The sequence below is a fragment of the Arthrobacter sp. ZGTC212 genome, assembly GCF_002929255.1.
GTDB classification, from domain to species: domain Bacteria; phylum Actinomycetota; class Actinomycetes; order Actinomycetales; family Micrococcaceae; genus Arthrobacter_B; species Arthrobacter_B sunyaminii.
Genome location: NZ_PJIJ01000003.1, coordinates 471,783 through 497,749 on the forward strand (window position 1 = coordinate 471,783; position 25,967 = coordinate 497,749).

At 63.5% G+C, this 25,967-nt stretch carries 28 protein-coding genes; 13 read left to right on the top strand and 15 right to left on the bottom strand.

Going from position 1 to position 25,967, the window contains the following annotated elements; all coding sequences use genetic code 11:
* Positions 1 to 5: 5 nt before the first annotated feature.
* From CXQ89_RS14355 to CXQ89_RS18215, 3 genes are all read left to right on the top strand, one after another.
* Positions 6 to 710 (top strand): 2-C-methyl-D-erythritol 4-phosphate cytidylyltransferase, encoded by a 705-nt coding sequence (locus tag CXQ89_RS14355; protein WP_181032366.1) that lies wholly within the window; start codon positions 6 to 8, stop codon positions 708 to 710.
* 46 nt (positions 711 to 756) lie between these two features.
* Positions 757 to 1,911 carry a CDP-glycerol glycerophosphotransferase family protein gene (locus CXQ89_RS14360; RefSeq protein WP_258060148.1) on the top strand — a complete coding sequence of 385 codons (1,155 nt, stop codon included), beginning with the start codon at positions 757 to 759 and terminating at the stop codon, positions 1,909 to 1,911.
* Between the two features lie 74 nt (positions 1,912 to 1,985).
* The gene (locus tag CXQ89_RS18215) at positions 1,986 to 2,735 is read left to right on the top strand and encodes a hypothetical protein (RefSeq protein WP_146067272.1); all 750 of its coding nucleotides are present in this window, start codon (positions 1,986 to 1,988) and stop codon (positions 2,733 to 2,735) included.
* A 109-nt stretch (positions 2,736 to 2,844) separates the two neighbouring features.
* On the opposite strand, the gene CXQ89_RS14370 is transcribed toward CXQ89_RS18215, so the two are convergent.
* The 3 genes from CXQ89_RS14370 to CXQ89_RS14380 are packed head-to-tail and all read right to left on the bottom strand — an operon-like array spanning position 2,845 to position 4,426.
* Positions 2,845 to 3,333, bottom strand: coding sequence for a cell wall metabolism sensor histidine kinase WalK (locus CXQ89_RS14370; protein WP_104161736.1), 489 nt, complete (start codon positions 3,331 to 3,333; stop codon positions 2,845 to 2,847).
* Entirely contained in the window at positions 3,303 to 4,145 is an 843-nt protein-coding gene (locus CXQ89_RS14375; protein ID WP_104161737.1) for a histidine kinase dimerization/phospho-acceptor domain-containing protein, read from the bottom strand. The genes CXQ89_RS14370 and CXQ89_RS14375 overlap by 31 nt, the downstream gene beginning before the upstream one ends.
* 20 nt (positions 4,146 to 4,165) lie before the next feature.
* Positions 4,166 to 4,426 (bottom strand): hypothetical protein, encoded by a 261-nt coding sequence (locus tag CXQ89_RS14380; RefSeq protein WP_104161738.1) that lies wholly within the window; start codon positions 4,424 to 4,426, stop codon positions 4,166 to 4,168.
* Between the two features lie 118 nt (positions 4,427 to 4,544).
* Between CXQ89_RS14380 and CXQ89_RS14385 the strand changes: the two genes are divergently transcribed.
* Positions 4,545 to 5,393, top strand: a complete 849-nt coding sequence (locus tag CXQ89_RS14385; protein WP_104161739.1) for a response regulator transcription factor — start codon at positions 4,545 to 4,547, stop codon at positions 5,391 to 5,393.
* 73 nt (positions 5,394 to 5,466) lie between these two features.
* On the opposite strand, the gene CXQ89_RS14390 is transcribed toward CXQ89_RS14385, so the two are convergent.
* Positions 5,467 to 5,997 (bottom strand): TetR/AcrR family transcriptional regulator, encoded by a 531-nt coding sequence (locus tag CXQ89_RS14390; protein ID WP_104161740.1) that lies wholly within the window; start codon positions 5,995 to 5,997, stop codon positions 5,467 to 5,469.
* 95 nt (positions 5,998 to 6,092) lie between these two features.
* Here CXQ89_RS14390 and CXQ89_RS14395 point away from each other — a divergent pair, with 95 nt between their 5' ends.
* Positions 6,093 to 6,824: an MBL fold metallo-hydrolase gene (locus tag CXQ89_RS14395; RefSeq protein WP_104161741.1), complete on the top strand. Its 732-nt coding sequence runs from the start codon at positions 6,093 to 6,095 to the stop codon at positions 6,822 to 6,824.
* 24 nt (positions 6,825 to 6,848) lie between these two features.
* Here the strand turns inward: CXQ89_RS14395 and CXQ89_RS14400 are convergent, their stop codons facing one another.
* The 4 genes from CXQ89_RS14400 to CXQ89_RS14410 all read right to left on the bottom strand — a co-directional run bounded on the left by CXQ89_RS14400 (position 6,849) and on the right by CXQ89_RS14410 (position 10,333).
* Positions 6,849 to 8,540, bottom strand: coding sequence for a cell wall metabolism sensor histidine kinase WalK (locus CXQ89_RS14400; RefSeq protein ID WP_181032368.1), 1,692 nt, complete (start codon positions 8,538 to 8,540; stop codon positions 6,849 to 6,851).
* 86 nt (positions 8,541 to 8,626) lie between these two features.
* Entirely contained in the window at positions 8,627 to 8,989 is a 363-nt protein-coding gene (locus CXQ89_RS18410; protein WP_181032369.1) for a hypothetical protein, read from the bottom strand.
* 241 nt (positions 8,990 to 9,230) lie between these two features.
* A complete protein-coding gene (locus CXQ89_RS14405; RefSeq protein ID WP_181032370.1) occupies positions 9,231 to 9,629 on the bottom strand; it encodes a VanZ family protein in 399 nt (132 codons plus the stop codon).
* A 128-nt stretch (positions 9,630 to 9,757) separates the two neighbouring features.
* Positions 9,758 to 10,333 carry a low molecular weight phosphatase family protein gene (locus tag CXQ89_RS14410; protein WP_104161744.1) on the bottom strand — a complete coding sequence of 192 codons (576 nt, stop codon included), beginning with the start codon at positions 10,331 to 10,333 and terminating at the stop codon, positions 9,758 to 9,760.
* A gap of 284 nt (positions 10,334 to 10,617) precedes the next feature.
* Between CXQ89_RS14410 and CXQ89_RS14415 the strand changes: the two genes are divergently transcribed.
* The 5 genes from CXQ89_RS14415 to CXQ89_RS14435 all read left to right on the top strand — a co-directional run bounded on the left by CXQ89_RS14415 (position 10,618) and on the right by CXQ89_RS14435 (position 14,100).
* The gene (locus CXQ89_RS14415; RefSeq protein ID WP_181032371.1) at positions 10,618 to 11,172 is read left to right on the top strand and encodes an alternate-type signal peptide domain-containing protein; all 555 of its coding nucleotides are present in this window, start codon (positions 10,618 to 10,620) and stop codon (positions 11,170 to 11,172) included.
* Between the two features lie 88 nt (positions 11,173 to 11,260).
* Positions 11,261 to 11,815 carry a hypothetical protein gene (locus CXQ89_RS14420; RefSeq protein WP_104161746.1) on the top strand — a complete coding sequence of 185 codons (555 nt, stop codon included), beginning with the start codon at positions 11,261 to 11,263 and terminating at the stop codon, positions 11,813 to 11,815.
* Between the two features lie 17 nt (positions 11,816 to 11,832).
* Positions 11,833 to 12,582, top strand: coding sequence for a signal peptidase I (locus tag CXQ89_RS14425; RefSeq protein ID WP_104161747.1), 750 nt, complete (start codon positions 11,833 to 11,835; stop codon positions 12,580 to 12,582).
* Positions 12,582 to 13,499 (top strand): hypothetical protein, encoded by a 918-nt coding sequence (locus tag CXQ89_RS14430; RefSeq protein ID WP_104161748.1) that lies wholly within the window; start codon positions 12,582 to 12,584, stop codon positions 13,497 to 13,499. Before CXQ89_RS14425 ends, CXQ89_RS14430 begins: the two co-directional genes overlap by 1 nt.
* A gap of 370 nt (positions 13,500 to 13,869) precedes the next feature.
* The gene (locus CXQ89_RS14435) at positions 13,870 to 14,100 is read left to right on the top strand and encodes a hypothetical protein (protein ID WP_104161749.1); all 231 of its coding nucleotides are present in this window, start codon (positions 13,870 to 13,872) and stop codon (positions 14,098 to 14,100) included.
* Here CXQ89_RS14435 and nhaA read toward each other — a convergent pair.
* The 4 genes from nhaA to CXQ89_RS14455 all read right to left on the bottom strand — a co-directional run bounded on the left by nhaA (position 14,097) and on the right by CXQ89_RS14455 (position 17,140).
* Positions 14,097 to 15,482 (bottom strand): Na+/H+ antiporter NhaA, encoded by a 1,386-nt coding sequence (nhaA, locus tag CXQ89_RS14440; protein WP_104161750.1) that lies wholly within the window; start codon positions 15,480 to 15,482, stop codon positions 14,097 to 14,099. The genes CXQ89_RS14435 and nhaA overlap by 4 nt on opposite strands.
* Before the next feature lie 85 nt (positions 15,483 to 15,567).
* A complete protein-coding gene (locus CXQ89_RS14445; RefSeq protein ID WP_307859344.1) occupies positions 15,568 to 15,801 on the bottom strand; it encodes an SCO4848 family membrane protein in 234 nt (77 codons plus the stop codon).
* A gap of 12 nt (positions 15,802 to 15,813) precedes the next feature.
* Entirely contained in the window at positions 15,814 to 16,311 is a 498-nt protein-coding gene (locus CXQ89_RS14450; RefSeq protein ID WP_104161751.1) for a DUF2505 domain-containing protein, read from the bottom strand.
* A 121-nt stretch (positions 16,312 to 16,432) separates the two neighbouring features.
* On the bottom strand, positions 16,433 to 17,140 hold the full coding sequence (locus CXQ89_RS14455; RefSeq protein WP_104161752.1) for a hypothetical protein: 708 nt from the start codon (positions 17,138 to 17,140) through the stop codon (positions 16,433 to 16,435).
* A 367-nt stretch (positions 17,141 to 17,507) separates the two neighbouring features.
* On the opposite strand from CXQ89_RS14455, the gene CXQ89_RS14460 reads away from it, so the two are divergent.
* Positions 17,508 to 19,187, top strand: coding sequence for a M20/M25/M40 family metallo-hydrolase (locus CXQ89_RS14460; RefSeq protein WP_181032372.1), 1,680 nt, complete (start codon positions 17,508 to 17,510; stop codon positions 19,185 to 19,187).
* 211 nt (positions 19,188 to 19,398) lie between these two features.
* On the top strand, positions 19,399 to 23,016 hold the full coding sequence (gene mfd, locus CXQ89_RS14465) for a transcription-repair coupling factor (protein ID WP_104055266.1): 3,618 nt from the start codon (positions 19,399 to 19,401) through the stop codon (positions 23,014 to 23,016).
* A 45-nt stretch (positions 23,017 to 23,061) separates the two neighbouring features.
* On the opposite strand, the gene CXQ89_RS18415 is transcribed toward mfd, so the two are convergent.
* The 3 genes from CXQ89_RS18415 to deoC form a co-directional block, all read right to left on the bottom strand.
* A complete protein-coding gene (locus CXQ89_RS18415) occupies positions 23,062 to 23,205 on the bottom strand; it encodes a hypothetical protein (RefSeq protein WP_181032373.1) in 144 nt (47 codons plus the stop codon).
* A gap of 188 nt (positions 23,206 to 23,393) precedes the next feature.
* On the bottom strand, positions 23,394 to 23,645 hold the full coding sequence (locus tag CXQ89_RS14470; RefSeq protein ID WP_104161754.1) for a hypothetical protein: 252 nt from the start codon (positions 23,643 to 23,645) through the stop codon (positions 23,394 to 23,396).
* 39 nt (positions 23,646 to 23,684) lie between these two features.
* Positions 23,685 to 24,359, bottom strand: a complete 675-nt coding sequence (deoC, locus tag CXQ89_RS14475; protein WP_258060110.1) for a deoxyribose-phosphate aldolase — start codon at positions 24,357 to 24,359, stop codon at positions 23,685 to 23,687.
* Between the two features lie 452 nt (positions 24,360 to 24,811).
* Here deoC and CXQ89_RS14480 point away from each other — a divergent pair, with 452 nt between their 5' ends.
* The gene (locus tag CXQ89_RS14480) at positions 24,812 to 25,843 is read left to right on the top strand and encodes a hypothetical protein (protein WP_181032374.1); all 1,032 of its coding nucleotides are present in this window, start codon (positions 24,812 to 24,814) and stop codon (positions 25,841 to 25,843) included.
* Positions 25,844 to 25,967 lie beyond the last annotated feature (124 nt).

The window sequence follows — 25,967 nt, forward strand, 5'->3', positions numbered from 1 at the left end:
TGAACTTGAGGGAAACAGTCGCGGTTGTTCTAGCAGGCGGTAATGGCTCGAGGTTTGGAGGCTCGAGTCCTAAGCAGCTTGTCTCACTGGCCGGACAGCCAATCCTGGCGCACACGCTCAGAAAATTTTGCTCCCCGGATCTAGATATATCGCAGATAGTTGTAGCCGGAAACCCTGAATGGGAGCCCGAGATTGTCGAGGTTTGCGAACAGACCATCCGTAATAAAGTATATAAGTTCGTGAGGGGCGGAGGAGACCGGAACGCGTCCGTTCGGGCTGCTGTAGAGATACTGTCTGATGTCGTTGAAGCGAAGATTCTGGTTCATGACGGGGTGAGACCACTGGTGTCGCCTGAACTGATTTCTAATGTTGCCCAGGCAATGCGGGGTCCGGGATGTGTTCTCCCGGTAATCCCGTCGGTCGACCCCATTGTTGAAGTTGTATCAAACGAGGTCGTCGGTTTTGTTGACAGATCGGCGTTTTATCGTGGCCAGTCTCCTCAAGGCTTTTGGCTGAGTGATCTGCGAGCCGCCTTTGCGGAAGAGAAGAAGACTTTTGGAGGTAGCGGCCCGTTCACTACTGTCTATGAGCTTGTACGCTTCTTTAACCCCTCTATTCGTATCCGCACGGTCGTGGGAGACTTGAATAATTTGAAGATAACTATGCCTGTAGATCACTTAGTGGCGGGCCGCCTGTTGCTTGAGGAGTAACACTATTATGAAGAATCTCCGGGCAGTATTCGCGCGCGTGATTGAAATGACATCGCGGCTCATGCCGAAGCGGAACCACGTCGTTATCTATGGGTATCCTTCGACAGAGGGAAATGTTGTTGCGCTAGTGAATGAATTGGTTCAATCTTATAATGGTGTCATCTTTTGGTTGGATGCTGAACCAAGAATCTTGGGGAGGTTCGCGGACCAGGAACGCTTAGTCGGTGTCCCTAGATTCTCGCTTAGGGCAATTTGGGCATATACGACCGCTGAGGTTATCTTTTTCACCCACGGATTATATGGGGATCCATTGCCGAACAAACGCAGCGTAATAGTCAATTTATGGCATGGTGATGGAATAAAAGTTAAGCCATGGGCAGGGGAAGGCGTGCGACCCCATGTGCCAGCAACTTACGTAGTGGCGGGGACGCAGTTGATGGGGCAACGAAAGGCCCGCGACTTCAAAATGACCTCGAACTCGGTCCTTTATGCAGGTAACCCGCGTATCGATTTAATGCGGAATCCCGTGAGTTCAACTCAGCTGCAGGCGCTTGGCATTTCTACGGATCGTCCGTTCGTAGTTTGGATGCCGACATTCAGGCAATCCAAGTCGGTGGGCTCGACAAAGGCTTGGAGTGATGTAGAGACACCAGATCCAAGGGGTTTTCAGACGGCAGCGGCTTCTTTGCTGGAGAAACTCAATGAAGTTTCCATTCAGTTTGTTGTGAAGCCTCATCCGCTGGATGCGGAAAGTAGGTCTTTGCCCGGTGTGATCAGTATTGATGACCAATCCCTGCTGGACTCAGGTACGGACCTTTACAGTCTGCTAGGTGCCTCATCCGGCTTAGTGACAGATTATTCGAGCGTATGGACAGACTATTTGACCTTGGATAAGCCCATGGGTTTCATGCTGCCGGATCGAGAGAGTTACGAGCGCGGCCGGGGCGTCTATCCGCCAGACATCTTGAATTGGTTGCCTGGCGCGGACCTATTGACCGAGGACGGAATCGGCGAGTTTATCCGTGACATTGCTAACGCCTCCGTGCGAGGTAAGGAGTTGAGAGACGGCGTCGCTGCAAAAATTGGCTTGGTGAAGACTGATGAGTCAGCGAGGCTATTACTTCAGCTCCTGAAAGAGCGTGGAGCATTTTCGAAATCGGAGGCGAAATCGGACGTTGGATACGGGTTACGTCCGAGTTAGTCCTAAAGCGGTATGCGGCGCACATCATGCAGAGCTATTTGGGCGCCGAGTGTTCAACGACATGGAGTATATAAGTGATTAGAGTAGTTTTAACCGCCGCCATTAATCCGCAGAGTAATTATCGTCTTTTTTTGACTGACCCCGATGAGCGGGCTAGACAGTATGGCACTGCGCTTAGAAAATGGTGTGCTTGGGCAGATGGTGTGGCTGACGCAAGAATCGCATTCGTGGAGAATAGCGGTGCGGACGTTGAGGAACTTATTCGTCAGCACATAGGGGATAAGCCGTCTCACTTAGACGTGATATCTGCGCCGCGTCCCCCTCAATATGCTATTGAGCGAGGCAAGGGAGCCTCTGAATCGATGATGCTCGACCTGTTCGCGCGGGAATTTACCAATGATCCAGACGATACTCTTTGGATAAAGTCTACGGGAAGACTTTTCGTGAGAAATCTTTCCGACATCCTGCCCGAGGAACGACCTGCGAATCTTGTCATGGCTAGAATTGCGCTCGATCTTAACCATGTCGATGCGCGCCTGTATGGCGCATCCGCTGGAGCTTGGCGCGAGGTGTTTACGGGGATGGGTGATGAGGTGGACGAGAAAGATGATTTTCGGGTAGAGCATGTCTTGGCGAGAAGGGTCTGCCGCGCAGTGGGGGAGGGTATCCCTCTCGTTCGATTTGAAGGGCAGCCCGTTGTGGATGGCATTTCTGGAACGTGGAAAGGCAGAAAATACGGTGGAGTTAAGAGTTATGCTAAACGCAAGGTGGCGGGTGTAGTCGATTATGCATTACGGGATAAGCTCCGGAATAAGCATTATTAGGACGGGGCGGGTTGCGACGCGCCGTTGGCCGCTGATACCACCGCCTTAACCCGAACTCGGGCCGGCACCTGTGCCAGTCATCTAGCCCTTCTGCATAGCCGAGTAGCGCTTAGCTGGCCGCTACCGTGTCAGTCCGGTTGGCCGCGCAGGGCAACTCCACTCGAAAAGTAGTCCCCACCCCCAGCTCCGACTCCAGCGAAATCCGTCCGCCGTGGGCCACCACAATGGACTTGGTGATCACCAGGCCAAGGCCCACGCCGGGAATGGCCGCCTTCCGGACGGAGCCGGTGCGGAAGAACTTGGTGAACACCTCCAGCTGGTCCAGCACGCTCATGCCCATTCCGGTATCCGCCACTTCCATGATCACTGACTCTTCCTTGGCCCAGGCACGGACGGTCACCACGCCGCCGTCGGGGGAGTACTTGATGGCGTTGGAGAGCAGGTTGTCCAGCACCTGGAGCATCCGCCCGGCGTCCACCTGCAGGATCAGGTCCCCGGCCAGTTCGCGGTGCAGCTGCACCGCGGCTGCCTGGGCACGCGGGCCAGCGGAGTCCAAGGCAATCTCGATCAGTTCGCCCAGCTTCTCCTCGGACAGCATGAGCTGGAGGGAGTCGGAGTCAGGTCCAGATACCCGAGGATGGAGGTCAGGGGAGTGCGAAGCTCGTGGGACACATTGGCTACAAAGTCATCCTTGCTCTGCAGTGCATTGACCATGTCCGTGACATCGGAGAGCGCGAGCACTGAGCCGTTGAAGGCGCCGTCGTCGTCGGTCACCGGGCGGGCGGCCACAGCCAGGGCGCGCTGGCGCTCACCGGATCCCACCCACACCACGTAGTCGGAGAAGGAATCACCCCGCATGGCCCGCTGGGCCGGACGGGCGTGCGGTGGCAGCTGCGTCCTTCGGTCCAGACCGAAAATCTCCAGCGTCTCCTCCACAAAGCTGGTGGTCCCCACCGGCAGCGTGAGCTCGTGGTTGATCACCTGCCGGTTGTTCATCAGGATGATTTCGCCGTGCCGGTCCAGTGCGAGGACGCCCACATCCACGGTGTCCAGCACGGCGCTGAGCAGCGTGGAACTGCGCCGGCTCTCCAGCAGGCTCTCCTGCAGTTCCACCTTGGCGGCACGGAGCTCCTTCTGCTGCTCCAGGGTGTCCCGCTCCACAATGGCCACGGTGCCGAAGATCGCCAGCATGATGAAGGGAATCAGCATGGGGGCGGCCAGGTCCCGCAACTCGGTCTGGCCGGCAAGTATCAACGGCGTCCACACCACCAGAACGGTCCCGGCAAAGCTCAGCAGCCCGGCCAGCCGGCGCGCGGCACCGGACCACGCCAGCCAGAAGACCGGCAGCACGCACAGCAGGCTCAGGCCCGTCACGGAGTCCCGGCCACCCGTGTACAACAGGCAGATCACCCCGAAATCCAGCAGCGGGATCAGCCAGTACGCCGGCGCAAGAGCCGGTCCCAGGGAATGGCAACGGAGGCGGCAGTGGCCACGGCCAGCAGCCCCAAGCCAAAGCGGAACGCCGGTTCCCCGAACGTTTCCGGACTCACTGCAGCTACGAGGGGCAGTGCAATAAACACCGAGATCACCAGTGGAAGCTGGGTGATGGCCACCTTTAAGCGAAGCGAGAATTCATGGAAATGAGTGCGGATTCCCAGCAGGGTCAGGGCCCGGCGCTCGAAACTGGACATATAAAAGCGAACCCCTGATCCTTGACAGCTATAGCTGCGATTATAGGGGGAGCCTGTAGTATCTCGAGTAAGGGGAGCGGGTTATCAGAAGGTCTCGCAGGACGGAAAATCACCACATATGGAAACACAGCGCGTTGCAGTCATCATTGAGGACGACAAAGATATCCGCGACCTCTTAAACGCGGTATTGCAGCAGTCGGGTTTCAAGGTTTTCACCGCTCCCAACGGCACCGAGGGTGTGGAAGCCGTCCGCGCGCACAATCCCACGGTGGTCACCCTGGACCTGGGTCTGCCGGACATTGACGGCTTTGAAGTCATCCGCCAGCTGCGCCTGTTTTCCGACGCCTACATCGTCATGCTCACCGCGCGCGCCGAGGAACTCGACACCCTCATGGGTCTGGAAGCCGGGGCGGATGACTACATCACCAAGCCCTTCCGCCCGCGTGAACTGCGCGCCCGCATCTCCGCGATGCTGCGCCGCCCCCGCGCCAGCGAGGACAGCCACGCCACCGAAGGCACGGCGTCGGACCCGGCTGCCTCCGATCTCGGGCCGGAAGTATCGGCACCCGCGGCGGCATCGCCGTCGGCCGGCGTGACACCGACCGGCACACAGACCTCAGACGCCGAGGCAACAGAAGAAGGACGCTTCCGGCACAACGGCCTGAGCCTGGACTTTTGCACGCGCACCACCGAAATAGACGGCAAGCCCGTGGAACTGACACGCACCGAGTTCGAACTGCTGCACGCCGTGCTGGAAAGTGGGCGGCGGGTCCGCACCAAGACTGACCTGGTGCGCCGGCTGCGCGGGGATGAATACGACGCCGGCGGGTTCATCAGCGAAGCCGACGAACGCACCGTCGAAGTCCACGTGGGCAACGTCCGCCGCAAGCTCGGTGACGACTCCCGGTCCCCGCGCTGGCTGGAAACGGTCCGCGGCGTCGGCTACCGGCTGGCCCCGTCCCGCTAGCGGACGCCCGGGGCCTGCACCGGCACGGAACCGGACTCGCGCCCGACTGACCCTGCAACGCGTTCGCGGGACGCTACCCGGTCGGTGACAATGCCGCCATCAGGCGTTCCAGGCCATAATCAAAGGCCCTCTCCAAGTCTCCCTCCAGGCGGAACGCGCCGGCGAGCTCCATGCTGATGAATCCGGTGACCCAGGCAGTGACAAGGCGCGCGGCGTCGAGCGCCTGCTCGGGCCCCACCAGCTCCTCGGCGGCGCGCAGCAGCGGGGCGCTCACCCGCTGCGGAGCCGACGGATCACCCGCGGCGGAGAGCAGCAGCCGGAATCCCTCCGGCCGCTGCTGCGCAAAGGCCCGGTAGGCGCGCGCCATGGCCGGCAGCGTTCCGTCCGTGGCCGCGAGCCGCCGCACCAGCTCCTCCACAGCGGCATCCGCCACCAGATCGATCAGCGCGCTGCGGTCCCGCACCCGCTTGTAGAGCGACGGCGCACGCACGCCCACCCGCTGCGCCACGGCCTGCATGGTGACACGGGGGAGTCCCTCACTCTCGAGAAGCTCCGATCCCGCGGCTACAATCTCGGCCAGCGATGTCCGCTCGGGCGTCGGCATTATGTACTCCGTTTCTAATGGCTATTGACATTAGCCATGATGGCTAAGTACCGTAGCTATTCCTATCACATCCAGATTCCTGAAGGGGTCCTCCCATGAAACTCGGCCCGCACCTGCACCGCATCGGCAATGACATTGTGGCCGCCTACCTGGTGGAGACCAACGAAGGAGTCACCGTCATCGACGCCGGGCTGCCCGGACACTGGAAGGAACTGCTGGCGGAGCTGGACGCCATGGGCCGCAGCCTGGCGGACATCCGCGGCGTGGTGCTGACCCACGGAGACAGCGACCACCTCGGCTTCGCAGAGCGGCTCCGGCGCGAGCACGGGGTCCCCGTCTACGTGCACGCCGCCGACGCCGAGCGGGCCCGCGGCGGAACGAAGCCCAAACTCAGCATGGGCCCCTCACGGCTGCGCCCCGTGGCCGGGTTCCTGCTGTACTCCCTGGGCAAGCGCGCCTGGCGCACCAGCTATCTCACCGAGGTGACAGAGGTGGCCGACGGCGAAACGCTCCCGCTGCCCGGCGCCCCGAGAGTCATCTCAATGCCGGGCCACTCGCCCGGCAGCATCACCGTGCACGTGCCCGCAGCTCATGCCGTGTTTGTGGGTGATGCTCTCACCACCCGCAGCGTGCTCACCGGAACCATCGGCCTGCAGCCCTCGCCCTTCACCGACGAACCGTCGCAGGCGCTGGAATCCCTCGGCCGGCTGGCCGGCATTAACGCTGCCTGGGTGCTCCCCGGGCACGGCGCTCCGTGGCGCGGAAACCCGGCCGCGGTACAGGACACAGTGCGGGCGGCCGCTGACGCTCAGGCTTCCAAGGACTAGGCCCAAAGGCAAAACCGAAGCGTTCTACGGCGCGCTGACCGCCAGCGACGAGGAATGCGGCAGGGACACCGTAAACGCGGATCCCACGCCGGGGCGGCTGACCAGGGTAATGGTGCCGCCGTGGGCCTCCACAATGTTCTTGGAGATGGCCAGGCCGAGCCCGGCGCCGGGAATCCCCGCCTGACGGACAGCGCCGGTGCGGAAGAACTTGGTGAACAGCTCCTTCTGGTCCTCCTCGCTCATGCCCATGCCGGTGTCCCGGACCTCCAAGCAGGTGCAGGTATCGTCGGCCCAGGCACTCAACGTCACGGTGCCGCCGTCGGGCGAGTATTTGATGGCATTGGAGAGCAGGTTGTCCAGCACCTGGGCCAGCCGCACCGGGTCCGCCTGCACCGCCAAAGCGGGTGCGCAGCTGGCGGCCAGCTCCACTCCGGCGGCGGCGGCCCGCGGGGCTGCCGCGCGCAGGCAGGTGGAGATCAGCTCGGCCACCGGCACCGGCCGGGGATCCACCGACACGCTGCCCGACGCAGTGGCGAGCAGGTCCGAGACCAGGCGCAGCAGCCGCTCGCTGTTGCGCTGGGCCACGGAGACCGCGTGCGGAATGGCGCCGGTCAGCCCGGTGTCCTCGGCCTCCTCCTGGGCCAGGTCCAGGTAGCCCATGATGGAGGTCAGGGGAGTGCGCAGCTCATGGGAGACGCTGGAGACGAAATCATCCTTGGCCCGCAGCGCGTCAACCAGCGGGGTGATGTTGTGGAAGGCGATGACGGCGCCGTTGAATCCCTGCTCGTTGCGCAGGACGCGCGCGGAACAGGACAGGGCCAGCTGGTCCTCCGGCGGACCGGCGTACAAAAGCACGTCCTCGAAGGATTCGCCCCTAATGGCGCGGGCCACGGGACGCTGGTCGGCGGGCAGGGCGGTGGTGCGGTCGAGTCCGAAAAACAGCAGGTCCGGTTCCTGGGTGTGCTTCATGCCGTCAGGCCGGATCCGGCCGTCCAGGGCTTCCATGGAGTTGTTCTTGTGCACGGCGGTGCCGTTGGCATTGACCACCAGTACGCCGACGTCGATAGCGTTCAGCACAACGTCCAGCAGCTCGGAGCGCTCGGTGCTCAGGTTCAGGGCGTTTTCCAGCTGCTGGTCCTTGGCCTGCAGTGCAGCCTGCTGGGCGGCCATGTCCTTGCGCATCACGGTGACTGTGACCGCCACGGCCAGGGTGACCAGCGGTCCGAGGATGGGTGCGGCGAGCCGCTGCCCGGTGATGGGTTCCGCGGAGGCGAACACCGGATTCCAGACGATGGCCAGCGGGCCGAGGAAACTCAGGATGCGGGCGCCGAGGGTCGAAACGCGGGACCAGGACAGCCAAAAGACGGGAAAGATGGCCAGCAGGTAGATGCCAATGGCCAAACCGTGGCTGCCGGCGTACAGGTAGCCGATGGCGATGAAGTCCAGGATCGGCAGGATCCAGTAGAAGGGATACCAGAGCCGGTCCCAGGGAACGACGGCGGTGAGCACCGTGGTTGCCGCGAGCACCGCCAGCCCGGTCTGGAACAGCGGCCGGGTCAGGATGTCCGGCAGCAGTGTGGCGAAGATGATGCAGAGCAGGGTGACGGTGATGACCAGCGGGGCGTGGCTGATCCGGACCCGCTGGGACAGCGTCATCTCGTGGAAATCGCGGTTGGCGCTCAAGGCGGAGAGCATGCGTGCGGAGAGCCGTGACATGGTGATGAACTCTCCCCCTGGTAAGCGAACTGCTTGGCTTCCAGCGTACCCGGCTCCGACGTGGGGTTTCGCCCGCTGCGTGAGGCTTAGTCCAGAGACGCGAGCAGGCAGGGCATGGTTTCCTGGCCGCAGACGGCGATGACGCCCAGCATGGAAGCCAGGTCCGCCGCCCCGACCTGCTTCAGGCGCTCCTGGGCGCAGCGGGCCAGAGCTGCCAGACGCTGGGCGCCGGCCATTTCGCTGGCGATTTTGATGCTCAGCACCACGTCCATGGCGGCGGCGTCGTCCGCGGCGATGACGGCCGTACGCAGCCGGTCGAAGCGGCCTTCCCACATGGCCACGTAGTTGCCGACAAACTCGCGGCAGGACGCCGGGCCGAGCTGGTCGGCGAGATCCAGCAGCTGCTCGCGGTGCAGCAGATCCGGGGCGTGCTCGGCGGTGGTCATCATGAACAGACTCCTGCCGGCGGCGAGGGGGAGGATGAATCCGATGCTTTCGGAGCCATGGGTGTTCCTCCGCTCTGGGGGCCGCTGTGGTGTGCGGCGGGTCTGGGTGATTCATAAGGCTGCTTGATCTATATGACAATGCCAGCCTTAGCTCAGGAACGTCCCCCGCGAAGGCGCAAGATCGGGGAAAGATTCCCGGGCGGTGCGGCCGCCGGCGCCGGGTGGCGTTCCTTTATGGCCGCATTTAGGGTAGAGGCGGACGGGTGCGGGAGCGCCAGGCGTATACGGCAATGCAGCCCAGGGCCGCGCCGAGGGAGTTGGCGGTGACGTCATAAATCGTCGCGTAGCGGTTGGGCAGCAGCAGGGCCTGCGCCGCCTCGATGGTGCAGGAGGCGGCAATGCCGACGGCGGCGGCCAGCCAGGTGCGGTCCTTGTCCAGCCAGGCGGCGCCGATCACGCCGAAGGGAATGAACATCACCACGTTGGCGATGGTTTCCACAAAGCCGTAGTTGATCCAGCCGGGCACGCCGATGCCGTGCAGTTTGCGCAGGATCATCTTGAGCGTACCGGCGGAACCCTCATCCACGGGGGAGGGCCAAAACACCACCAGCGCCAGCACCCCTATATAGAGGAGGAAAAGCACTGCCAGCGTCCGCCGCTGCCGGACCCGCCGGGACGCGGGTTTCGGCGTCGCGGGCGTTGGCGGCGTCTCGGTCGTGGGAGGCCCGGGCGGGGGCGGGGGCGGCGGCTGCCGGGCAGGTTCGGTGTCCGTCACCGGTACCGGCGTTCCCAGGCCAGCAGGGCGTTCACGGCGGGGGTGAGTTCGTGCACCATCTGCTGGTAGGTCTCCTCGCTGCGGCGGTACGGGTCAACGACGTCGTCCTCCTCCGGCCCGCCCGGGTTGGCGGTGCGCAGACGCAGCGCACGGCCCATGGCGGCCGTCCAGCGTTCGGAGGTGCCGACGTCGGCCTGTCCGTCAATGTGCGGCAGGAGCCGTGCCAGCTCGCGCAGGGTAAAGGTGCGGCGCAGCAGTCCCGGGGCCAGTTCCACGATCTTGCTGCGGTGCGCCCGGCTCAGGGCGAGCACCAGGTCCTGGCCGGCGAGGATGTCGGCGCTGAGCTGGCGGGAAGTGAAGTTGGTGGAGTCCCCGCCGAAGACGTTCACGAAACCGGCCACGTGCGGTTCGATGCCCGAACCCACCAGGGCGCCGGTGCCGGCGCTGGTGACGGTGAACTCGCCGGGGGCCATGGCATCGAAACCTGCCTGGAGCAGGCGCTCGGCCATGGGGGAGCGGCAGATGTTGCCGGTGCAGACGGTCAGGATGCGGAACGGGGTGTTAATGCTCATGTCCTCGGGCTTCGAATTGCGCGTCTTTGGGGTTGCTGTTGCGGATATTGCGGATGCTTGGGAGCGCTAAAACGGGCGTTTGCGGACAAATCCAGGTTCATTGCGCTGATGTTGAGGTTACCTTGTGTGGCCCTTGAGCTTTGGCCAAACGTTGCATCAACCCTGCGGGAAGGACGCGCTGTTTCTTGAGGACGGGGCGGCAAAGTAATACCCAGCGGCAAGGAAAACCTTCCTGGGCCGAAGCAGTCTCAAGCACAACGAACAAGGGGAACACAATGAACAAGATGGCTAAAGGCGCACTGGCAATCGGCGTAGGCGCAGCACTCCTCCTCGGCGGCGGCGGAACCCTCGCCATCTGGAACGACTCAGAGACCACAGCCGGCGGCTCAATCGTCGCCGGTGACTTGCAGCTGACCCAGGTTGTGGGCGGCGAAGGCAAATGGACCAACGCTGCCGGCACCGAAATCAAGTTGGCTGACTATAGAGTAGTGCCGGGCGACGTCCTGACCTATACCCAGAAGCTGAACGTCAAGCTGACCGGTGACCTGATGACCGCCAGGCTCACTATGACGCAGCCGGCCTTCAAGAACGGCGGATTCAATCCCGCAGACGTGACTGTCGTCCCGCCCAGCCTGAAGAAGGTCGTCGGGAACACTCTCGTAGAAGTTCCGGACATCCTGAAGCCTGCCGATTCCGGTGACGTCGTCGCTACGGCCAAGTTCACCTTCAACGATCGGCTCGCGGCGCAGGCACAGAGCAGCGTCAATGCTTCCGCCACGTTCGAAGACATCTCCTTCAAGCTCGATCAGGTGGCTCCGACCGTCGCACCGGTCAAGTAACACCGGCTAACGCCACCTTGTTCTAACCCTTGGCTGTGCGCGGTGCACACGCTCCGCGCACAGCCTGTTCCCCCTGGAGATAAATTCCGTGAAGAGTCTTCGAGCACTGAAAGCGGCAGGCCTGATTATCGCCGCCGTGGTGCTCGGCCTCATGACCGTCCAGGGAAGTTACGCACTATGGAACGCAGCAGTCAGTGCACCCGCCGCAACCATTCAGGCTGCGGACTTCAGCATTCTGGTGAACGGGAACGATATGAGGGGAACGCAGGTTCCGCTCAATATCGGAGAGCTGGCCCGCGGCGGCGCCGCCTACACCTCCCTGACGGTCAAGAACAATGTGAACGCCAGCTCCGCCGTTCGAATTCAGCCCAGCCTGACCGGCCTGGTCCCGGTAGATAACTTTGGTGGCAACCTGACCGTAAAGACAGTCCTGGCAGCAGGCGTGCAGTGCTCGGCCATCTCTGCAGCCACTTATGACGCAGCACCACGGATACCTGTGATGCCTCCACTGGCCATCGGTGCGACGCAGAGCGTCTGCTTCAAGGTGGAGCTGAAGAGCGGTACCCCGGCAGGCTATCTCGGCCAGTCAATCGACATCCCCATCGCCCTCAATGTGGCGCAGATCCCGCCAACCCAAAAGTAATCGAGGATAGGAATACCATGAGCGGTCGCAGGAAAGCGGAAGTCAAAGCCAGCCCCCTGAGCTTCATCGGCACCGGTGCCAGCTATGTTGCTCTCTGCCTTGCCGCTCTGGCCGCCCTCGCACTGGTGGTTGTTCCGATGCTTACCGGATCCCAGACCTACAGTGTTCTCACCAGCTCCATGGCTCCGAAGTACGCTCCCGGCACCTTCCTGGTGGTCAAGCCCGTTCCCTTCGAGGAACTGAAGGTGGGGGACATCATTACCTACCAGATCGAGTCGGGTTCCCCCGCAGTCATCACGCACCGCATCACGTCCGTCACTGCCGAACAAAGCGGGGAGATTGTGTTCATCACCAAGGGCGACAACAACGACGTCGAGGACGAACTGCTCGTGCGCGAAGTCCAGGTCAAAGGCAAGCTCTTTTACGCCGTTCCCTACGTGGGATTCGTGGCCAACGGCCTGGGTAACTCAGACCGAGGCGCCATGGCCCAGTGGGGCGCTGTTGCTCTGATGGGATACGGCGTGGTTGTCCTGGTCCGCGGTGCACTGGCCAAGAAGCGCAACGATGGCGAGGCCGGCGACGACAACCACAGCACCGACGACGATCCCTTTGTTTTCCCTGACGTCGGCCCGGTTGAAGGCGAGTCGGAGCAGCACAGTTTCGATGATCCCATCCTGACGGACTGCGACGGCTGCGAGCACAGCGAGCCCCGGGCCGAGCAGGGCCACCGGCACCGTGTCCAAACCCGTAAGCACGCCACCGTCTAATGATCCGATTCGCAGCATCCAATCTGGGATGGGGTCCGCGTTTGGTCGGCGTATCCGCCTTGGGCGCTGTGGCTGCAGCGGTTTCCATTGCAGGAGCGCCCAGCGCCCTCGCGGCCAACGACTATCTGGAATTCAGCCTCGACGGGGCAACGTATTCGCCGTCAATAGCGGGTCCCATCTTCAACGAATCACTTCAATATGTTCCAGGTGCCTCCACAGATGCCGTTATTTGGATCCGCAACAACAGCGACGAGCCAGCCTGGTTGTCCTCGGCGGCCATCATGGTGCGCTCGGATCCGCAGCTCAACAATCAGCTCGGCCTGACAGCGGTACTGAAACCGGACTTTTCCCTGCGGTCGGCTCTCGGAGAGCAGGGAAGCTGCACCGACGTCTCCGAGGTGTGGGCCATGGAGCCCGGGCAGGTGCTTGAGCTCGGTTTGGTGTTTGACCTCTCAAGCAATGCAGCCAATGACACGATGAACCGTTCCGCGGCCTTCGACGTGGTCTTTCTCCTGGAATCCAAGGATGCAGCGCCCCGTCAAGCTTGTACTGCTCTGGTTGGGTCGGACCAGCGTCCTGCCGGATCAACAACAACTCCCGGGAACCCCGACCCGACGGCAGCGGGAGAGTCCTCGTCGGAACTGAGGGCCTTGTCAGGAACAGCGGGTTCCCGTCCGGCAACTGGACCCAGCAGCATCTATCCGGCAACACTCCCGGGACGTTCGGCTTACGCAGGTCCTCCGCATGCCATAGGATCTGGGGAGCCGGCTCCCCAGACCGGAATCATCCCGGCAGGTTTCCAGAGCACCGTGGAACCTATCATCCGGTCACTCTCCGGTACGCTCCTGATAGCGATGTCAGTACTTTTCAGCGCTGCGGTGGTTTTTCGTTTACGGAATAGGTCAGCAAATGAGTAAGAAGCAGCTGGGGGCTGCGCAGGGTGGAGAAGTAGATCCACAGTCCGAGCGACTCGGATGGGTCAGCAGACTCCGCGCTCAGCCGGGTTTTCGCACTGCAGCGGTAGCGTTCCTTCTGACTGTGGTCCTCGGCGTAGGCGGTACAGCCGCTTACGCCTATTGGAGTCAGCAGAGCGATGTTCAGATTACCGGTTCCGTTGCCTATAACTTGCCTGCGGTCACTTCACTGAAATGTGTACACAGGATCATTCTGCCGAACGAGATTCAATGGACTGTCGAAGCCGGAGCAGCTGAGCCTGAAGCCCGAACTATCGTTACCTTCGACATTCCGAGTGCGAATCCAAAGAAGACAGTCTCGTATGCCGTTCCAATGAATCGTTCGTCGATTGTTCCGTATACCCTTGCCGGATTGGACGAAGCTCTGGGCAAATCTGCCAACGGCGTAGTCTTGCATGTCACCGTGAAGACGGCGCTCGTCACCGCTCCCTCCAATACAGTGGTCAAAGTTGAGGACCACGAGCTGATCAAGCCATCGGCACCTGTCACTCTGAAGTCCATGAAGTACTACACGATTGTGAACGGAAACTACGACTGCGGTTAGACGCCGTCGTCGTCGTAAACATCCGGAATACCGTCCTGGTCCGCGTCGGCCGTCTCCTCTTCCTGCACCAGCCGGTAGTGCCGGTTGCGGATCCGCAGCAGGACGGCGGCCAGCAGTGCGGCGGTGACTGACGCGGCGAGGATGGCCACCTTCGCGTGGTCATTGTGCTCGCTGCCTGGGTCGAAACTGAGGTCGTTGACCAGCAGGGACACGGTGAAGCCGATCCCGGCCAGGATGCCGATGCCGAGCAGGTCGATCCATTTCACGCTGGAATCCAGCCGGGCGCGGGTGGCGGCGGTGACCACCCAGGTGGTGGCCAGAATGCCCAGAGGTTTACCGAGCACCAGCCCCGCCAGGATGCCCAGCGCCACCGGATCGGTGAGCGACGCACCCAGGCCGCTGAACCCGCCGATCGCCACGCCCGCGGAGAAGAACGCAAACACCGGCACCGCAAAACCGGTGGAGACCGGACGGAACCGGTGCTCGAAGATTTCCGCCAGCCCCGGTTTGCCCGGTTCCGGCTGCACCGGTGTGCCGTCCGGGCCGCGGCGCAGCACCGGAATGCAGAAGCCCAGCAGTACGCCGGCAACCGTGGCGTGCACTCCGGAGGCGTGCATCAGCGCCCACACCGCCACCCCCACGGGCAGCAGGATCAGCCAGGCGGCTACCGGATGGGTGCCGAAGAACCGCCGTTTGGTCTGCGCCAGGTACAGGAACAGGGCCAGCGGGGCGAGCATGATCAGCAGGTAGAGCAGGTGCACGTCTTCGGAGTAGAAGAACGCAATGATGGTGATGGCAATCAGGTCATCCACCACGGCCAGGGTGAGCAGAAAAATCCGCAGTGCCGAGGGCAGGTGCGAGCTGATCACGGCCAGCACGGCCAGCGCAAACGCAATGTCGGTGGCGGTGGGAATCGCCCAGCCGCGCATCCCGCCGGAGTCGGTGGCAAAGTTGATTCCGGCGTAGATCAGGGCGGGAACGATGACGCCGCCTGCCGCGGCTGCCACGGGCACAATGGCCTTGCTGATCTGGCGCAGGTCTCCGGCGACGAATTCGTACTTGAGTTCCAGCCCCACCAGGAAGAAGAACACGGCCAGCAGGCCGTCGGCGGCCCAGGCGCCCACGCTCAGTTTCAGGTGCCACGGTTCGTAGCCGAACTCGAAGTCGCGGAGCGCAAAGTAGGAGTCCGACGCCGGGGAGTTGGCCCAGATCAGTGCGGCCATCGTGGCGATCAGCAGCAGCACGCCGCCCACGGTTTCCTTGCGCAGGACCGCCGCGATGCGCAGGAACTCCGGATAGCTGGAGCGGGCCAGCACCGTGCCGCCCGGACGTGCGGGCGGCACAGGGCGGCCGGCGGGGTGGTTCTGTGAATCCGGTGCCATGGAACTCCTCAGCAGAGAAATCCTCCGTCAGAAAAGACGGGGTCTCCGCATTCTGGCACCAACTGGGGGTGTTAACCCACCGCTGTCAGCCCATGAGGGCGCGGAAGCCCACGATGATGGTGACCAGGCCGAAAACCATGGAGGTGGTGACCTTCATCAGGTTCACCGTCAGGTACCGGGTGGGTGCACCCTTTTCGTCGCGGGCCTTGGGGCTCTTGTATGCCTCGATCAGGTACGGCGGCCAGACGATCAGACTCCACAGACCGGCAATGATGAGGATGACCGCCAGCGCGGTGGGCAGGGTAATGCTGTTATCCACGGTTGCCCGGCCCTAGCGGCTTTCGATCCATTTGCCGGCCTGGCCGGCCTGGATGGTCAGTGCCTTGCCGATCATCGGTTCAGCCTGCTTGGCGATCTTGTCGCCCAGGAACGGGATGGAGGAGCTGACCTTGCCGTCCACGTCCACCCGGGTGCCCTCGGCCACCGGAACCAGGCGCTGGACGGCATTGACCTTCAGCGGCACGCCGCCCACGGAGAGGTCCACGGAGGCCTCGCGGGAACCGTCGGTCCCCGGGGCGGCCCAGTGCTCCTTCTGGGTGACGGTCAGCGTGGCGCCGACAAACTTCTTGGCGATGTCCGGCAGCCGGTCCGTGGGCAGGGTGCGCACGGCGGTCAGGACAAACGCTCCGGCGGTGTCGCCCTCCACGGTGGCGGAGACCAGGGATCCGCCCACATGTTCGCTGACGCTGCGCAGGAAGTCCTCGTTGGTGAACGTGTCGGTGACTGTCCGGGCGTCGTAGGGCAGGGTGGTCGAGGCGTTCAAAGCCATGGGTCCTCCAGATAGGGATGTCGGTTTGCCGGCGCTCCGTGCGCGTTCGCACAGTACAACCGGCCCGGAATCATCCTAATCCGCGCGGGCCTTCAGCTCCGAAACGTGCCCGTCGCCCCGGCTACCGCTCCAGGCTCACGCAGGCGACGGCGCGGTCGTCATCGTCGGTCGCGCTCGGGCTCGGCGTCTCGTCGTCGTCGAGGGTGATCAGCAGCGAGCGGCCGATGCCGTCGTCGGGCAGGACCCACGGCACGGTGACGCTGGCGGTGGAGCCGCCGTTCTCATCGGTGGTGAAGTCCAGGTCCAGATCGTCGGAGTCCTCGTTCCGGGTGTCGTCGTATTCCTCTCCGGCGTCCGAGGGGGACGCGCCGCACAGCCGCTCATGCAGCGTGGCACTGAACTCGGTGTTGGGCGCGAAGCCGCGGGCGATCATCTCCAGCGTCGTGGCCGCATCCGTCTCATCGATGGTGATGGTCGTGTCCGCGCCGTCCGGCACCGCAGACGTGTCGTACGTGGTGGCGATGGCGTTCTCGCAGTAGGAGCCGAACGTTCCCTGGATAATGCCGCTGGCAATGGGGCTGGGGGTGGTGGTGCCGCAGCGGTCCGGGCTCTCGGTGGCGCCCGGTACGCCCTGCGCCTCGCAGCTGGCCTGGGCTTCGCTGCCGGGGGACTGGCTGTCGCACGCGGCGGCCGACGCCGATTCCGAACTCAGCGTGGTTTCCGTGGCGGTGGCCGGCGACTCCGAGTCCTCGCCGGCATTGCTGCAGCCGGCCAGAGCGAAGACGGACAGGAGCAGTGCGCCGAAGAGGAGCTGGGCTTTGCGTGCCATGGGGCAATCCTTACGTGCGGAGGGATCTGGCGTATGCCCGTGCCATCCCAGCGTGGCAGTGGGCGGAACGAAAATCCAGAACACCCCGCCGGATTGGGCTCCGGGCGGCCCGGCTCGGGGCTTCCGGGCCGGGTTTCCGGCTTGGGTAAAACCCTTCAACCTAGCGTGTGGCCGGATGGGGCGAAACAGAGACGACGGCGGCACGGGGCTTTTCGCTGCAACTTCACCTAATTGGCGGTCTTCACTGTCCCGCCGGGCTGCAGTGTCCTACCGTCAGCCGCACGGCACCCCGGGGGGAGGCGCCCGAAGTCCGGCCGGTGCCATCGCGCCGCCGGATCTGTCATCACTCGCACCTATGAGGGGAAGCATGAAAACACCACGTATCCTCCGCGGAACTGCGCTCGCAGCCGCTGTTGTACTTACCGCCGGAACCGCAGGCCCGGTGTTTGCCGAATCCGGCGGAGCCCGCGCCACCGTCACCAATGACGGCACGGCCGCCGTCACGGACAGCGGCGGCAAGGGACACCATCCGGGCAAGCCGGGGAAGCCGGGAAAGCCGGGAAAGCCGGGGAAACCAGTCAAGCCCGTGAAGGATGAGAGCGCCAAGCTGCGTGCCGCCGTCACCCTCCACAACGTCTTCGACCATCTGGAGGGGCTGCAGGACGCCGCCGATGCCAATGACGGCAACCGGGCTTCCGGCACTCCAGGCTACGAGGCGTCCGGGCAGTACATCGAGGACCAGCTGCGCCGGGCCGGCTACAAGCCCGTGCGCCAGGATTTCTCCTACGACCAGTTTGCGGTGACCAGCGAAGCCCTGGAACAGACCGCACCAACGGCCACGGTCTACACAGCCGGAACCGACTTCACCACCATGACCTACTCCGGCGCGGGGGATGTCACGGCACCCGTCAGTGCTGTGGACATCAACCTCTCCGGGGACCGGGTTACCACCTCCGGCTGCGAGGCTGAGGACTTTAGCGGATTCGCCGCCGGCAGCATTGCGCTGATGCAGCGCGGCGAATGCTCCTTCGGGATCAAAGCGGCGAATGCGGCAGCGGCGGGTGCCTCCGGCGTCGTCATCTTCAACCAGGGGGACGAGGTGGCCAACGATGACCGCTTTGGGCTGGTCAACGGCACCCTGGGTGAGCCGTCAACCATCCCCGTGGTTGGCACCACCTTTGCCATTGGCGAAGCGCTGGCCGGCACTGACGGAGTGGAACTGCGGCTCAACATTGACGCCGGAGTGCAGACCACCAACTCGTTTAACATTCTGGCTGACACACCCCGCGGAAACGCGGACCGTACCGTCGTCGTCGGCGCCCATCTGGACTCCGTGCCGGTGGGACCGGGAATCAATGACAACGGCAGCGGCAGCGCGGCGATCCTGGAAACCGCCATCCAGCTCGCCGAGACCACCAAGCGGCACCCGCTGCAGAACCGGGTCCGCTTTGCCTTCTGGGGCGGAGAAGAGGACGGGCTGCAGGGCTCCAACCACTACGTCGAGCAGCTGGATCAGGACGGGCTGGACGGCACCCTCGCGAACCTGAACTTCGACATGCTGGGGTCGCCGAACCTGGTCCGTTTTGTGTACGACGGCGACGGCTCTGCGTTCCCGGAGAGTGACGCTCCGCGGCCGACGGGATCCGACGAGATCGAGAGGATCTTCGAGGAGTACTTTGCCGGGCAGAAGCTGGCCTCGGCTCCCACTGAGTTCAGCGGACGCTCCGACTACTCGGCGTTCATCCTCAACGATATTCCGGCCGGCGGGCTGTTCAGCGGTGCCGAAGGCGTCAAGACCGAGGAGGAAGCGGCCGTGTTTGGCGGCACGGCGGGGGAAGCGTACGACCCCTGCTACCACCAGAAATGCGATGACCTCGGCAACATCAACCGCCGCGGACTGGACCAGATGTCCGACGCCGTGGCCCATGCCGTGCTGACCTTCGCGCGGACGGACGCGGACCTGCGCGGCGGTGGCGACGTCCGGTCGAAGCGGCTGGCACCGGCCGACGTCGACCTGCAGTTCCGGGGCGATGAGGCGCTGAAGTAATCAGGCGCTGACCCGCACATCCGCACACAACCGCCGCCCGTCATGTGACGGGCGGCGGTTGTGTGTTTACGCAGCGGACGCCCGCCTATCCGCCGGGAGCGGACGGGGCCCGCCCCGGCCCTTCCATGCGGGTAGTCTGGAAGAAAAGCCCCGGGGTTCCTCAGTGAACTTCGGGTTATTTGCGTTGCCTCACGTCAAGGAGCCCCTCCCCATGAGCCTGAACGGACTGCGCGCCGCCCTGGCCGAAGACCCGTCCTACGCACGGGTGCGAACCCTCGCCTCGCGCACCCCCGAGCGCCGCAGCGATGACCTGCAGATCGGCGCGCCGCAGGGCATGCGTGCGGCGCTGCTGGCGGAAATGGTGGACGGGCTCGCCGAAGCAGCCAACGACGCCGGAACCGCCAACGCTGCTTCCGCACCTCCGGTGGTGCTCGCCGTGACGGCCACCGGCCGCGAAGCCGAGGACCTGGCCGCAGCGCTGCGCTCCTACCTGCCGCTGGCGGGCATCGAGGAGTTTCCGTCCTGGGAGACCCTGCCGCACGAACGCCTGTCGCCGCGCTCGGACACCGTGGGCCGGCGCCTGTCCGTGCTGCGCCGCCTTGCCCATCCCGAGGGCCATCCCATTCAGGTGATCGTGGCGCCGGTGCGCGCCGTCGTCCAGCCGCTGGTCGGCGGGCTCGGCGACCTGCAGCCGGTGGCGCTGAAGGTGGGGGAGGAGCGGCCCTTCAACGACGTCGTCAAGGCGCTCTCCGAAGCCGCCTACGCCCGGGTGGACATGGTCTCGCACCGCGGCGAGTTTGCCGTCCGCGGCGGCATCCTGGACGTCTTCCCGCCCACCGAGGACCATCCGATCCGCATCGATTTCTTCGGCGACGAGGTGGACTCGATGCGCTGGTTCGCCGTCGCCGACCAGCGCACCCTCACCGGCCCGCACATCACCCACCCCACCGAGCTGTACGCTCCGCCCTGCCGCGAAATCCTGATCACCCCGTCAGTGATGCGCCGCGCCGCGAAGCTGCAGTCCCAGATGCCCGCCGCCGCGGACATGCTGGAGAAGATCGCCGGCGGCATCGCCGTCGAGGGCATGGAATCCCTGGCTCCGGTGCTGGTGGATGAAATGGTGCCGCTGATGGGCCAGCTGCCCGCCGGGTCATTGTCCGTGGTGATCGAACCCGAAAAGGTCCGCGCCCGCGCCCATGATCTGGCGGCCACCAACGAGGAATTCCTCGCCGCCGCGTGGGCCACAGCGTCCGACGGCGGCGCCGCACCTTTGGATCTGTCCGCCGGCATCAGCGCGGATCTGGAGGCCGCGAGCTTCCGCTCCCTGGCCGACACCCGCTCCGCCGCCCTGGCCAACTCGGTGGGCTGGTGGTCCATCACCTCCTTCAACCCGGACGATGAAACCGTCCTGGACATCGACACCCTCACCATCAACGCCCGCGAACCGCGCGGCTACCAGGGCGACGTGGCGGAGATGATGGAGTTCATCGGCTCCCGCGTGCGGGACGCCTGGCGCGTTGTCGTCGTCACCGAAGGCCCCGGCCCCGCCTCGCGTCTGGCCGAACTGTTCCGTGACAATGACATTCCGGCCTCCCTGACCGAATCCCTGGACACCGAACCGGTGCCGGGCATCATCTCCATCACCACCGCCAGCGCCGGGCGCGGCTACGTCTTTGACGGGCTGAAGACCGGGCTGCTGACCGAGGCTGATCTGCTTGGCCGGGCCAGCGCCTACTCCACCCGCGACATGCGCAAGATGCCCTCCAAGCGGCGCAACGCCGTCGACCCCCTGCAGCTGCACGAGGGCGACTTTGTGGTGCACGAGCAGCACGGTGTGGGCAAGTTTGTGGAGCTGATCCAGCGGGCCACCGGCGCCGGGCAGAACAAGACCGTGCGCGAGTACCTGGTGCTCGAATACGCGCCGGCCAAGCGCGGCGGCCCCGGCGACCGGCTGTTTGTGCCCACGGACCAGCTGGACCAGATCACCCGCTACGTGGGCGGGGAAACCCCGGTGCTGTCCAAGATGGGCGGCTCGGACTGGGCCAAGACCAAGTCCCGGGCGCGCAAGGCGGTCAAGGAGATTGCCGGCGAGCTGATCCGGCTCTACTCGGCCCGGATGGCGTCCAAGGGGCATGCTTTCGCGAAGGACACCCCGTGGCAGCGCGAGCTGGAAGAGGCGTTCCCGTACGTGGAAACCCCGGACCAGCTGACCACCATCAACGAGGTCAAGGCGGACATGGAGAAGGAAGTCCCGATGGACCGCCTGGTCTCCGGCGACGTCGGCTACGGCAAAACCGAGATTGCGGTGCGCGCCGCGTTCAAGGCCGTGCAGGACGGCAAGCAGGTGGCGGTGCTGGTGCCCACCACGCTGCTGGCCCAGCAGCACATGGAAACCTTCGGTGAACGCTTCTCCGGCTTCCCCGTGCGGGTGGAATCCCTGTCCCGCTTCCAGACGGCCAAGCAGGCCAAGGAAACCATCGAGGGCGTGAAGAACGGCTCGGTGGACGTGGTGATCGGCACGCACCGGCTGCTGTCCCAGGAGGTCCAGTTCAAGGACCTCGGCCTGGTGATCGTGGACGAGGAACAGCGTTTCGGCGTGGAGCACAAGGAAGCCCTGAAGAAGATGCGCACCAACGTGGACGTCCTGGCGATGAGTGCGACGCCGATTCCGCGCACCCTGGAAATGTCGCTGACCGGGATCCGGGAAACTTCCACCCTCGCCACTCCGCCGGAGGAGCGGCATCCGGTGCTGACCTATGTGGGCCCGTACACGGACCGGCAGGCTTCAGCGGCCATCCGCCGCGAGCTGATGCGCGAAGGCCAGGTGTTCTTTGTGCACAACCGGGTGTCCTCCATCGACCGGACTGCCGCACACCTGCAGGAGCTGGTCCCGGAGGCGCGCATCGCCGTCGCGCACGGACAGATGAGCGAATCCAAGCTCGAGCAGATCATCGTGGACTTCTGGGAGAAGCGTTTTGACGTGCTGGTGTGCACCACGATCATTGAGACCGGGCTGGACATTTCCAACGCCAACACGCTGATTGTGGACCGGGCGGACCACTTTGGTTTGTCCCAGCTGCACCAGCTGCGCGGGCGTGTGGGCCGAGGTCGGGAACGCGCGTATGCGTACTTCCTGTATCCGTCGGAGAAGCCGCTGGGCGAGGTGGCGCTGGAGCGGCTCAAGGCCGTGGCCACGCACAACGAGCTCGGCGCCGGCATGCAGCTGGCCATGAAGGACCTGGAAATCCGCGGCGCCGGCAACCTGCTCGGCGGGGAACAGTCCGGCCACATCGCCGGGGTGGGCTTTGACCTGTACATCCGGCTGGTGGGCGAGGCCGTGGCCGATTACCGCGGCGAGGCCGAGGAGAAGGCCGCGGAAATGAAGATCGAGCTGCCGGTGAACGCGCACCTGCCGCACGAGTATGTGCCGGGGGAGCGGCTGCGGCTGGAGGCTTACCGCAAGCTGGCCTCAGCGGTGACGTACGAGGCGATCGACGAGGTGCTGGCCGAGCTGGTGGACCGCTACGGCGAGCCCCCGCAGGCCGTGCAGAACCTCATCGACGTGGCCCGCTTCCGGGTGGGCGCCCGCGAGGCCGGGCTGACCGATGTGGCGCTGCAGGGCAACTTCATCAAGTTTGCTCCGGCGGACCTGCCCGAGTCCCGCGTGATGAGGCTGCAGCGGATGTACCCCGGGGCCTCGGTGAAGCCGGCCCTGAATGCGGTGCTGGTGCCCAAGCCCAAGACCGCCCGGATTGGCGGACGGGATTTGGTGGATGCCGAAATCCTGGCCTGGGCGCAGCAGGTGGTGGACGCGGTTTTCAAGGAGTGAACCGGTGGCCGGGGCGTCGGACGGGGCGTCCCGGCCACCGCCCGGTTAGACCGGCTGGGTAAGCGCCACAATGAAAACGGCCACGCACATTACTGCGGTGGCAATGACAATCCCGTAGCCGATGCGCATGGTGCGCTGCTGACGGGCACGGTCCTGGCGCCATTCCCGGCGCGTCATAGTGGTGCTCATGGACTCGAATATAGGAGACCGGCTTACCGGTTTCTTAGCGTAGTGAGTACGTGGATGCCTGCCGGAAGTACGCGTTAATCACTTGGAACGGGGCCTAATGATGGCCCGGGGCTGGTGTACCGCCCGTTAAACACGTTTGCACGCAGCCGGACCGGCTGCGTGCAAAACGTTTTTTGAAGAGGTTGCTGCTACTTGCCGGCAGCCCGGCCTTCGGCCAGTTCCTTGGCCGTATCCGAACGGCCCGTCACGAACGGCACGAAGTACGCCAGCGTACCCAGAGCCAGGCAGATCACCATCGGCCAGACGTTGTCCAGGCTCAGCCAGCTCAGCGAGTAAAGGCCAACGGCAAAGATCGCCAGGAAGATGATAAAGGTGACGAGGTTGCTGACAAGGTGCCCTTCACCCGAGTGCGTGGGCTGCTTGGACCGTGTTCCTGCCATGGTGTTCTCCGTTTCAAAAAGATTTCAGTAGCCGGCGGATCAGTAGTCCGACGCGGCGTTCCCACCCTTAACAATAGCGATACCGGAGCTCGCTCCGATACGCGTGGCACCGGCGTCGATCATTGCCTGCGCATCTTCGCGCGAACGGACACCTCCCGAAGCCTTGACCCCGAGGTCCGGTCCAACGGTCTTGCGCATGAGGGCAACGTCCTCCACGGTGGCTCCGCCGCCGTTGAATCCGGTGGACGTTTTCACGAAATCCGCTCCGGCTTCCACTGCTGCCTCGCAGGCAAGGACCTTCTGCTCGTCGGTGAGCAGTGCCGTTTCAATGATGACCTTCAGGATGCCGTTGCCGGTGTGAACCTCGTCGGCCACGGCGGCAATGTCACGGACTAGGGCGTCCCGGTCTCCGCGGCGGGCGGCGGCGATGTCGATGACCATGTCAATCTCGTCAGCGCCGTCCTGCAGTGCGCCACGGGCTTCGAACACCTTCACCTCGGTGGTGGTGGCACCCAGGGGGAAACCGATCACGGAGCAGGTCAGGACGCCGCTGCCCTTGAGCGCGTTGCGTACGGTGCCGACCCACAGCGGGTTGACGCAGACGGACTTGAAGCCGTATTCGGCTGCTTCGGCGCAGACCTTAAGGATGTCCTCACGGCTGGCCTCGGGTTTGAGGAGCGTGTGGTCGATGTACTGTGCAATGGCTGTAGGCATGGCAACCATCTTGCCACAGGCAGGGGGCGGTTTGGGCTCCGGAAAAGATGATGGCCGGGTAAACGTCTTCGACGCTGACCCGGCCATTTGTTACCTACGGAAAAACGATGGGAAAAATCGTCCCCAGGGGGTTTGCTACCGACGATACGAGGTCGAGTGTTGCTGCCGAAGCGGGCGCAGCTGCACCAAAGACAGCGATTGTGGCGGCAAGAAGCATCGCGGATGCCATTTTTTTCATTGAGTCCTCCAAGTAGTAAATAACGACAAAGTAAAGTCTCGCTCAAGCAAACGAATAAATCGATAGTTTGGAGGTAAAATCTGCAGTCTTTTTTCAGCACGCAGAGTGTAGGATTCCGGACACTCAGGTTCTATGGCGGGAACGCTCCCATGGGTGAGCCTGGAGTACTGTAGTCGAAACAAGTCTTGAATGAGCGAGTTAGGTGCAGTGGGAATTGGACAACTCTGTTGATCAAATGCTGAACGAGTACCGGGCACGCCTGCATTGGGACCGGCGCGAGTACAAGGCCGCTTTAGGCCATGCAACTGCGGCAGCAGATGAAGCCCTCACCAAAAAGGACATTACCGGCTACTGGCGCATGACGCTCCTGCTCGCGGAATGCCAAATGGAGCTGGGCTTGATTCAGGAATTCGCAGCGAGCACCAAGAAACTGTCGGAAAGCTCGGCACTGCAAGGGGATCAGGCCATGATTGCCCGCGCTAGAGCTCTGTATTCGAGGGCGTTGGAGAGCTTGGGGCACATAGGCGAGTCACTTGTTGTCGCCCAGGAAGCAGCCGCTATAGATCTTCCGGATGCAATGGACCCGGACGAAGAACTGGAGATGCTGCATGGTCTTGTTGCTGCTCTCACCGAGAGCGGCAAAGCCACCGAGGCATGGGGGCACGCACTAAGAATGGCCAACTTGGCCGGTCAACATGATGAACAAGTTATTGCGGGGAAGGCGTACTGGGCGGTCGGCAACGTTGCGTTCCTGAACGGCGACGGCGAGAACGGGATTAGATTCCATAAACTGGCCGCCGAGAACCTTGCCCCGGATAATGATGTAAATATCTGGGCGTTTTTCAACAAAGCGTCCGCACTGGCGCGCCTCTCGGCAGGCATAGCGGACCAGGAAACCCTCGAATGCATTGAACGGGCGGAGTTGGCCAGTTCCGTTACCGGCGGAACTCCGCTCATGGAACTGGAGCTTTCCACTGCCCGTGCACAGTGGCTCGTTTTCAACAACGGTGCTGAGGAAGCCGCGGTCATAGTCCAGCAAATACTAGACCAGCGGGAGCTGCTGCCTGAGCACGAGATTGCGGAAGTGGAATACGTTGCAGCCCTTGCTTTGCATCACCTCGGGCGGAATGATGAAGCCTTGGCTGCAGCGGTTCATTCTGAGAAAGTCTTCATTGCGCGCGGCGCACACCGTCGGGCACTGGAGGTCCGCAGCATCATTGACAGCATTAATGCCGGCAGCCACTGATCGGAAAAAGCACGTGCGGGGCTAGCAAGCATCAATTTCGGGAGTAGGCGCGGAGCACGACACTGCAGCGGCATCGCGCAGCGACTTTCCGGCGCTTCTGGGGGGAAGCATGACACAGCAAAGA

Excerpts from the sequence above, each read along its gene's own strand:
- CXQ89_RS14425 (WP_104161747.1), top strand. The coding sequence starts at position 11,833 with ATGAGCGGTCGCAGGAAAGCGGAAGTCAAAGCCAGCCCCCTGAGCTTC.
- CXQ89_RS14395 (WP_104161741.1), top strand. The coding sequence starts at position 6,093 with ATGAAACTCGGCCCGCACCTGCACCGCATCGGCAATGACATTGTGGCC.
- nhaA (WP_104161750.1), bottom strand. The coding sequence starts at position 15,482 with ATGGCACCGGATTCACAGAACCACCCCGCCGGCCGCCCTGTGCCGCCC.
- CXQ89_RS14385 (WP_104161739.1), top strand. The coding sequence starts at position 4,545 with ATGGAAACACAGCGCGTTGCAGTCATCATTGAGGACGACAAAGATATC.
- CXQ89_RS18410 (WP_181032369.1), bottom strand. The coding sequence starts at position 8,989 with ATGATGACCACCGCCGAGCACGCCCCGGATCTGCTGCACCGCGAGCAG.
- CXQ89_RS14390 (WP_104161740.1), bottom strand. The coding sequence starts at position 5,997 with ATGCCGACGCCCGAGCGGACATCGCTGGCCGAGATTGTAGCCGCGGGA.
- CXQ89_RS14455 (WP_104161752.1), bottom strand. The coding sequence starts at position 17,140 with ATGGCACGCAAAGCCCAGCTCCTCTTCGGCGCACTGCTCCTGTCCGTC.
- CXQ89_RS14450 (WP_104161751.1), bottom strand. The coding sequence starts at position 16,311 with ATGGCTTTGAACGCCTCGACCACCCTGCCCTACGACGCCCGGACAGTC.
- CXQ89_RS14410 (WP_104161744.1), bottom strand. The coding sequence starts at position 10,333 with ATGAGCATTAACACCCCGTTCCGCATCCTGACCGTCTGCACCGGCAAC.
- CXQ89_RS14380 (WP_104161738.1), bottom strand. The coding sequence starts at position 4,426 with ATGTCCAGTTTCGAGCGCCGGGCCCTGACCCTGCTGGGAATCCGCACT.
- deoC (WP_258060110.1), bottom strand. The coding sequence starts at position 24,359 with ATGCCTACAGCCATTGCACAGTACATCGACCACACGCTCCTCAAACCC.
- CXQ89_RS18415 (WP_181032373.1), bottom strand. The coding sequence starts at position 23,205 with ATGAGCACCACTATGACGCGCCGGGAATGGCGCCAGGACCGTGCCCGT.
- CXQ89_RS14400 (WP_181032368.1), bottom strand. The coding sequence starts at position 8,540 with ATGTCACGGCTCTCCGCACGCATGCTCTCCGCCTTGAGCGCCAACCGC.
- CXQ89_RS14370 (WP_104161736.1), bottom strand. The coding sequence starts at position 3,333 with ATGCTGTCCGAGGAGAAGCTGGGCGAACTGATCGAGATTGCCTTGGAC.
- mfd (WP_104055266.1), top strand. The coding sequence starts at position 19,399 with ATGAGCCTGAACGGACTGCGCGCCGCCCTGGCCGAAGACCCGTCCTAC.
- CXQ89_RS14470 (WP_104161754.1), bottom strand. The coding sequence starts at position 23,645 with ATGGCAGGAACACGGTCCAAGCAGCCCACGCACTCGGGTGAAGGGCAC.
- CXQ89_RS14460 (WP_181032372.1), top strand. The coding sequence starts at position 17,508 with ATGAAAACACCACGTATCCTCCGCGGAACTGCGCTCGCAGCCGCTGTT.
- CXQ89_RS14360 (WP_258060148.1), top strand. The coding sequence starts at position 757 with ATGACATCGCGGCTCATGCCGAAGCGGAACCACGTCGTTATCTATGGG.
- CXQ89_RS14415 (WP_181032371.1), top strand. The coding sequence starts at position 10,618 with ATGGCTAAAGGCGCACTGGCAATCGGCGTAGGCGCAGCACTCCTCCTC.
- CXQ89_RS14435 (WP_104161749.1), top strand. The coding sequence starts at position 13,870 with ATGAATCGTTCGTCGATTGTTCCGTATACCCTTGCCGGATTGGACGAA.
- CXQ89_RS14430 (WP_104161748.1), top strand. The coding sequence starts at position 12,582 with ATGATCCGATTCGCAGCATCCAATCTGGGATGGGGTCCGCGTTTGGTC.